General features: G+C 70.8%; 6 protein-coding genes and 2 pseudogenes. All 8 read right to left on the bottom strand.

Annotated features, from left to right (window positions below; translation table 11 throughout):
- Window positions 1–223: ChbG/HpnK family deacetylase (locus BMG07_RS38570; protein ID WP_198088906.1), on the bottom strand; the 223-nt coding region annotated here is incomplete at its 3' end.
- Complete coding sequence (locus tag BMG07_RS38575) at window positions 216–1,817, bottom strand: glycosyltransferase family 39 protein (protein ID WP_198088907.1); 1,602 nt, start codon at window positions 1,815–1,817, stop codon at window positions 216–218. The genes BMG07_RS38570 and BMG07_RS38575, both read right to left, overlap by 8 nt.
- Window positions 1,814–2,781: pseudogene (locus BMG07_RS38580) on the bottom strand (glycosyltransferase family 2 protein). Before BMG07_RS38580 ends, BMG07_RS38575 begins: the two are co-directional and overlap by 4 nt.
- Window positions 2,782–3,004: 223 nt before the next feature.
- Entirely contained in the window at window positions 3,005–3,478 is a 474-nt protein-coding gene (locus BMG07_RS38585) for a phosphatase PAP2 family protein (RefSeq protein ID WP_269759828.1), read from the bottom strand.
- A gap of 167 nt (window positions 3,479–3,645) precedes the next feature.
- Window positions 3,646–4,095, bottom strand: a complete 450-nt coding sequence (locus tag BMG07_RS38590; protein ID WP_198088908.1) for a hypothetical protein — start codon at window positions 4,093–4,095, stop codon at window positions 3,646–3,648.
- Between the two features lie 116 nt (window positions 4,096–4,211).
- Window positions 4,212–4,772 carry an isoprenylcysteine carboxylmethyltransferase family protein gene (locus BMG07_RS38595; RefSeq protein ID WP_198088909.1) on the bottom strand — a complete coding sequence of 187 codons (561 nt, stop codon included), beginning with the start codon at window positions 4,770–4,772 and terminating at the stop codon, window positions 4,212–4,214.
- A 29-nt stretch (window positions 4,773–4,801) separates the two neighbouring features.
- Window positions 4,802–5,569, bottom strand: coding sequence for an SDR family NAD(P)-dependent oxidoreductase (locus BMG07_RS38600; protein ID WP_269759829.1), 768 nt, complete (start codon window positions 5,567–5,569; stop codon window positions 4,802–4,804).
- Window positions 5,566–7,624 (bottom strand): annotated as a pseudogene (paaZ, locus tag BMG07_RS38605) (phenylacetic acid degradation bifunctional protein PaaZ). The gene BMG07_RS38600 and the pseudogene paaZ overlap by 4 nt, the downstream one beginning before the upstream one ends.
- Between the last annotated feature and the right edge of the window lie 94 nt (window positions 7,625–7,718).

Consider the following 7,718-nt stretch of genomic DNA (forward strand, 5'->3'; position numbering starts at 1 on the left):
GGTGCAGGCCCACGTCCAGCCGCGCGGGGTCGAGCCCGCGCAGCGCGCGCGCGCCGGCGGCCCATGCGCCGCGCCGCACCATGCCGCTGGTGGCGGAGACCTTGCCGAGCTCGACCAGGTCGAGCACGGCCGAATTGACCCCGAGGCTCATGCCGAAGTCGTCCGCGCAGACGCACAGGTAGCGCGTGGTCGTCGGCCGCTGCGGGCCGGAAGTGTCAGTCATCGCCATTCGTTCCAGGGGGAGGCACGGGAGAGGGTGTCGGTGGTGTGGCCGCGGTGTCCAGGCAACCGGGGTCGCGCGTGGCGCTGCCCGCGAAGCGCCATGCGGCAACGCTTTCGTTGAGGGCCACCAACTGCGCCCTGGCGAGCCAGGGGTTGGTCAGTTGCGAGCCGATCGGCCCGACCAGCCAGGTGGTGCGCGGCACGCACAGCACGGGCGCGAGTTGCGCGCGGTCGACCAGCGTGGCGGCGGCGCGCGCGGGGTCGAAGCGGCTTGCGTCGAAGATCTCCTTGCGCCAGTTGTCGCGGGTGTCGGTGGCGGCGGCCTTCCAGTCGTCCGACACCAGCACGGGCTCGCGCAGGTTCCAGTAGAACGGGATCTCGTAGTAGTAGCTGTCGAGCATCAGCACCTGGTCACCCGCAGCCACCGACTGGCCCGCGGGCAGGCGCAGCCGGGTGCCCGGCGGCGCGGCGTAGATCGCGATGGCGCCCACGCACACCACGCACAGCACGGCCGAGGCCAGCGCGGTGGCGCGCACCTTGGGCAGCAGCTTCTCGATGACCCGGCCCGCCAGCACGCGCTGCGCGATCAGGTAGGCCAGCGGCGGCAGCGCGGGCAGCACGTAGCCGACCAGCTTGGAGCGCGGCAGCGAGAAGAACACCACGATCACCGCGAGCCAGATCCACATGAGCCAGTCGACGTCGGACAGCCGGGGCCGCGCATCGACCTCCTTGCCGCGCGGCACGAACACCCACGCGAACCACGGCAGCGTCAGCAGCGCCAGCACCGGGATGTAGAACCAGAAGCCGTGCTCGTTGTTGAACCCCGACGACGCAAAGCGCCGGAAGTGCTGCGTGATGACGAAGTAGTCGAAGAACTCGGGGTACTTCAGCTGCATCGCGACAAACCACGGGCCGGCCACGGCCAGCAGCACCGCCCAGCCGGGCAGCCAGAGCGCGAGCTTCAGCACCACGGTCTTGCGCGTCACCGCGCACCACAGCACCAGCACCGCGCCGGGCAGCACCAGGCCGATGAGGCCCTTGGCCAGCAGCCCGGCCGCGGCCATCAGGTAGGCGCCCGCCAGCAGGGCCCGCCAGGGCTCGCCGCGCTCGCGGGCCAGCGCCGCGCCGCCGGCCAGCAGCACCGTGGCCGAGATGCATCCGGCCACCAGCATGTCGAGGTTGGCGAACTGCCCGCCCAGAAAGAAGAAGGGCGTGGTCACCAGCACCACGGTCGACAGCAGCGCCTGGCGCACCGTCGCCCAGCGCCGCAGGAACAGGAACAGCGCCGCCGCCGCCACGCCCGCGCCCAGGATCGACGGCAGGCGCGCCGCCCATTCGAGCGGGCCCACCACCGCCATCGCGGCCGCGCCGATCCAGTAGAACAGCGGCGGCTTGTGGAAGAAGGGCAGGCCGTCGAGCCGGGGCACCAGCCAGTCGCCCGAGCGCAGCATGGCGAGCGCCACGCTGCCGTAGCGGCCTTCATCGGGCGCCATCAGCGGCCGCGCCCACGCCGTGGCGAACAGCCAGGCGAACACGGCGGCAATGAGCCAGAGCGGCTGGGGCGAGGTCCACCAGGTGGAGCCGGTGCGCCTCATGGCGCTCCGGTCTCGAGGCCCTTGCCGTGTTCGCGGCGCACCACGTACAGCGGGCGGCCCTTGACCTCCTCGTAGATGCGGGCGATGTACTCGCCCACGATGCCGGTGGAGATCATCTGGATGCCGATGAAGAACATCAGGCTCACGACGATGGTGGTCCAGCCCGACACGGAATTGCCGAACAGCAGGTGGTCGATGGTCACGTAGATGCCGTAGCCGAAGGCCGGCACCGCGAACAGCAGGCCGACCACGCTCACCATGCGCAGCGGCCAGGTGGTGAAGGCGGTAAGGCCGTCCAGCGCCAGGCGCACCAGCCGGCGCGCGTTGAACTTGGTGGTGCCTTCGGCGCGCGGCGCGGGCGTGTAGGGCAGCGCCACGGCGCGAAAGCCGACCCAGGCGTACAGGCCCTTCATGAAGCGGCTGCGCTCGGGCAGGCTCATGAGCGCGTCGACCACCTTGCGGTCCATCAGGCGGAAGTCGCCCGCGTCCTTGGGCACCTCGAAACGGTCCGACGAATTGACCAGGCCGTAGAAGAGCTTGCTGCCCAGCTGCTTGAAGCGGCTTTCGTCGCTGCGCTCCTGGCGCACCGCATACACCACCTCGGCGCCGGCCACCCATTGCGCGAGCATGGCGTGGATCAGCGCGGGCGAATGCTGCAGGTCGCCGTCCAGCAGCACCACGGCGTCGCCGGTGGCCGCGGCCAGGCCGGCGGTGAGCGCGGCTTCCTTGCCGAAGTTGCGCGACAGCGAGATGCAGCGAAAGCCCGCGAGCTCGCACCACGCCTCGGCCACGGCGGCCGTGTCGTCGGTGCTGCCGTCGTCCACCACGATGATTTCCCAGCGCAGCTCGTGGCCCAGAGAATGTCTTCGAGCAGCGGCAGCATGAGGCGCAGGTTGGCGGCCTCGTTGTAGCAGGGGATCACGCACGAGATGCTGCGCGCGTCGGCGCTGGGCGCGTCGGGCACGCCGGTCTGCGCGAGCGGCTCGGCGGCGGCGGAGGTGGTGTCAGCCGTGCTGGTGCTGACGTTGGCGCCGATGCTGGCGCCGGCGCGTGAATGTCTGGCGGTGGTCGGTGAGATCATGAGGGTCTCCACAGAGAGCTGGTCGCCGGGCTGTCGCCGGATGCGCGGCCAGCTCGCGGTACGAAAAAAAGAAAGAGCCTCCGCGCCATGGCGATCGCGCCGGCGATCACCGTGCCCAGCAGCAGGCCGGCCACGATGTCGACCGGAAAATGACGCCCACGTACACGCGCGCCCACCCCGTGGCGGCGGCCAGCGCGAGCAGCGGCACCGAGAGCCGGCGCAGGCCGGGGCGCAGCATGAAGGCCACCGCGACCATGAACATGACGGACGCGTGCGTGCTCGGCAGCGAGCCGCTGCCCGCATGCGAGATGTACGCCGGGGCCAGCCCCTGCACGAACGGGCGCGAGACATTCAGCGCCGTCGCGATGGTGTGCGCGCCCAGCGAGGTCAGGCCGGCCATGGCCGCGACCACGCACAGATAGACGCGGTCGGCGGGGCGGCGCCACAGCGCGACGGCCACGACGCCCGCGCAGAGCCAACTGCCCCACAGCGCGAACACGAGGGCGACCGGAAGCACCCACGGCGTCGGCTGGGTGCCGGCGGCGAGCCAATGAAAGAGCGAGAGGTTCAGCGCGTTCATGGCGCCACCTCGCGCATGCATGCGCAAACGACAGGCGCAGGGCTGCGCCGGGTGCGGCAAGCGCACCTGAAAAATGTGGACATGGCAGTCCTTTCGACGAGGAAGAGAGAGAACCGCCGCAAGGCGCGGCGGGGGGAGCCGACGCGCGCGCAGGGCGGCGTCGCTTCTCAGATCCCGTAAGGCGGGGCAGCGGTGGGTGGCAAGCGGTGCCAGGGCTGCGCGGGGGGCGGGGCGCCGCCGTGCGGCGGCACGCGTTCGGGCGCTTCGCGCACGATGGACGTGGCGAGTCGGGCCATGGCCACCGCCAGCGGCAGCATCGCCAGCACCATGGCCATGAGCGTGCTCAGCGCGAAGGCGAAGCTGTCGGGGTGGTCGATGCTGGCCGGCGCCTGGGCGAAGACCGTGGTCTCGTGGTCGCTCGGGTGGTCGGCGCGGTCGTCGGCCTCGAACTGGGTGGTGTCGCTGATGCTGCGCACGCGCAGCATCGGTTCGTCTTCCAGGCCGTCGCAGCGGAAATGCACCGCGATGAAGGGCTGCAGAAGAACCAGCAGGATGCCCGCGACGCACCACAGCCTGTGGTGCGCTTCAGCGAAATGACGGACGCGTGCGAGCAGCATGCGCGAATGCTAGGAGATTCGTGTGAACGGAACCTGATCGTGCGGGTCAGCATCCCGCAAGGTATCGACACGCGCCTCGGGTATAAGCCCCGCCCTTCGGCGGGGCCCATCGGCGGCTACAGAACGAAGGGAATGAAGCGCCGCGTGCCGCGCATGTAGTCGCGGTAGGCGTCGCCGAAATGCGCGATGCATTCCTTCTCGTCGCGCAGCGCCGTGAGCACCAGCAGCACCGTGGCCGCGAGCACCAGCGCCAGCGTGAGCCAGCTGAACTGCTTGAGGAACGCGCCCCAGGCCAGCAGCAGCAGCGCTGTGTACATGGGGTGGCGGATGTAGCGGAAGGCGCCGGTCTTGACGATGGCCGAGGTTTTCTCGAAGCCGTAGAGCGCGGGGTCGTCGCTGCGCGCATCGCTCGGCTTGCCCTTGGCCTTCAGCAGGCGCACCGCATGGATCGGCAGCCAGATCGACAGCACGAAGAACGCGCTGGAAACGATCTGCTTGGGCGAGAACGGGTCGTCATGCCACCACGGCAGGTTCACCAGCGCCAGCACCAGCATGCACTCCCACGCGAAGAAGCGGTAGAAGCCGTGCGAGCCGGGCTGGCTCAGCGGGCCGCGCGACACATAGAGCAGCGCGGCCGTGCCGGCGACGAAGGCGAAGATCTGGAACCAGAAGAGCATGGCGGCCGAATTTACACGGCCCCGGGCGCTCAGCCGGCTATAGAAAACCCGCCGTCCACGGGAATGGCGGTGCCCGTCACGTAGTCCGACGCGGGGCTCGCCAGGAACACGGCGGTGCCGGCGATGTCGCCCGGCTGGCCCCAGCGGCCGGCGGCGGCGCGGGCCACCACGCGCTCGTACAGGCCCGGGACCTGGCTGCGCGCGCCGTCTGTGAGCTCGGTCTCGAACCAGCCCGGCAGGATGGCGTTGACCTGGATGTGGTCGGCCGCCCACGAGAGCGCGGTCGACCTGGTCAACTGCACGATGCCGGCCTTGCTCGCGGCATAGGCCGGCGCGTAGGGCGCGCCGAAGATCGACATCATCGAGCCGATGTTGATGATCTTGCCGCCGCCCGCGGCCTTCAGGTGCGGGTGCGCGGCGCGGCTGCACAGGAAGGCGCTGGTGAGGTTGGTGTCCATCACCTGCCGCCACTCGGCCAGCGCGAGCTGGTCGACGGGCTTGCGCACCGTGGTGCCGGCGTTGTTGACCAGGATGTCGAGCCGGCCGCAGCGCGCTGCGGCCTCGTCGAACAGCTTTTGCACCGAGGCCTCGTCGCTCACGTCGACCTCCAGCGCGAAGCTGTCGCTGCCCAGCGCCTTCAGCGCCTCGACCGCGGCGGCCGACTTTTGCGCGTTGCGCGCGGCCACGACCACGCGCGCGCCGGCCTTGGCCAGCCCCTGCGCCATGCCCAGGCCGATGCCGCCGTTGCCGCCCGTGACGATGGCGACCTTGCCCGTGAGGTCGAACATCGCCGTCATTGCGCCACCGCCTCGGGCTTCTTGGACACCAGCGTCAGGATGTCGTAGCTGGCGACCAGCTCGCCGTCCTGGTTGGTCACTTCCACGTCCCAGGCGACCACGCCCTGGCCCTGGCCGGTGGCGTCCTTCTTGTTGCGATCGATCTTGCGCTTGCAGGTCAGGCGCGCCTGGATGGTGTCGCCGATGCCCACGGGCTTGGTGAAGCGCAGCGTGTCCAGGCCGTAGTTGGCGAGCACCGGGCCCGGCGACGGCGAGACGAACAGGCCGGCCGCGGCCGACAGCACGAAGTAGCCGTGCGCGATGCGCTTGCCGAACGGGCTCTGCTTGGCCGCCACCTCGTCGAAGTGCATGTAGAAATAGTCGCCCGAGATGCCGCCGAAGGCACGATGTCGGCCTCGCCGACGGTGCGGCGGTGCGTGAGCAGCGAGTCGCCGATGCGCAGGTCCTCGAAGTAGCGGCGGAAGGGGTGCACCTCGCTCTCGCGCACGGCCGCGCCGCGCACGTGTTCGCCGGTGATGGCCGCCAGCATGGTGGGCGAACCCTGCACGGCGGTGCGCTGCAGGTAGTGCTTCACGGCGCGCAGGCCGCCGAGTTCTTCGCCGCCGCCCGCGCGGCCCGGGCCGCCGTGCTTGAGCTGCGGCAGCGGCGAGCCGTGGCCGGTCGATTCGGCCGCCGCTTCGCGGTCCAGCACCAGCAGGCGGCCGTGCCACGCGGCGGCCACCGGAATGGCCTTGGCCGCGATGGCCGGGTCGCGCGTGACCAGCGTGCCCACGAGGCTGCCGCGTCCGCGCGCGGCCAGCGCCAGCGCTTCGTCGATGCCGTCGTAGGGCATCAGCGTGCTCACGGGGCCGAAGGCCTCGACGTCGTGCGCCGCGTCGTGTTCGAGCGGCTTGCGGCTCAGCAGCAGCGTGGGCGCGAAGAAGGCGCCGCCGGCCACGCCGTCGCCGACCGGCGAGAAGCCGTCGCGCTCGCCGTACACCAGCTCGGCGCCCTGCAGCAGCGTGGCCACGCGCTCGGCCACGTCGGCCTGCTGGTCGCGCGAGGCGAGGGCGCCCATGCGCACCTCTTCGCGCGACGGGTCGCCGACCACGGTCTTGGCAAGCCGCGCGCGCAGGCGCTCGGCCACTGCGTCCAGGTGCTGGCGCGGCACGATCGCGCGGCGGATGGCCGTGCATTTCTGGCCGGCCTTGATGGTCATTTCGCGCGCCACTTCCTTCACGAAGAGATCGAACTCCTCGTCGTCGGGCGTGACGTCGGGCGCAAGGATCGCGCAGTTCAGCGAGTCGGCCTCGGCGTGAACGGAACCGACTGGCGCACCAGGTTCGGGTGCACGCGCAGCTTGGCGGCGGTGTCGGCCGAGCCGGTGAAGGTGACCACGTCGGGGCCTTCGAGCCGGTCGAGCAGATCGCCCGTGCTGCCGATGACCAGCTGCAGCGCGCCCGCCGGCAGGATGCCCGACTGCACGATCAGCCGCACCACGGCTTCGGTGAGGTAGCTGGTGGCCGTGGCCGGCTTGCCGATGCACGGCATGCCCGCCAGGAAGCTGGGCGCGAACTTTTCGAGCAGGCCCCACACCGGGAAGTTGAAGGCGTTGATGTGCACCGCCACGCCGCCGCGCGGCACCAGGATGTGCGTGCCCGCGAAGCAGCCCTTCTTGCCGAGCGGAAAGGCCGGGCCTTCGTGCACGAGGTTGCCCGAGGGCAGCTCGTTGGTGCCGATGCCGGCGTAGGCGCTGAGCGTGCCCGCGCCGCCTTCGATGTCGATCCAGCTGTCGGCGCGCGTGGCACCCGTGTGGGCCGAGATGGCGTAGAGCGTTTCCTTGTTGGCGGCGATGTACTTGGCCAGCGCCTTCAGGCGTTCGGCGCGCTGCTGGAAGTCGAGCGCCATCAGCGCGGGGATGCCGGTGCGGCGCGCATAGGCCAGCGCTTCGGCGAAGTCGATGGCCTCGGCGTGCGTGGCGGCCACGGGCTGGCCGTTGACGGCGCTGCGCAGTTGCTGGGCGGCCTGCTGGCCGATCCAGCGGCCGGCGATGTAGCTTTGGAGGGTGGTGGTCATGTGGGGTGTCCTTTCGTCGATGGGGGCAAGCGGCGTGGGTTCGGCGCAGTGCTTTATCGACTGCCGCTTGCCCCACCCCGGCCCTCCCCCGGAA

The sequence above is a fragment of the Variovorax sp. E3 genome, assembly GCF_016082275.1.
In the GTDB taxonomy this organism is placed as follows: Bacteria; Pseudomonadota; Gammaproteobacteria; order Burkholderiales; family Burkholderiaceae_C; genus Variovorax.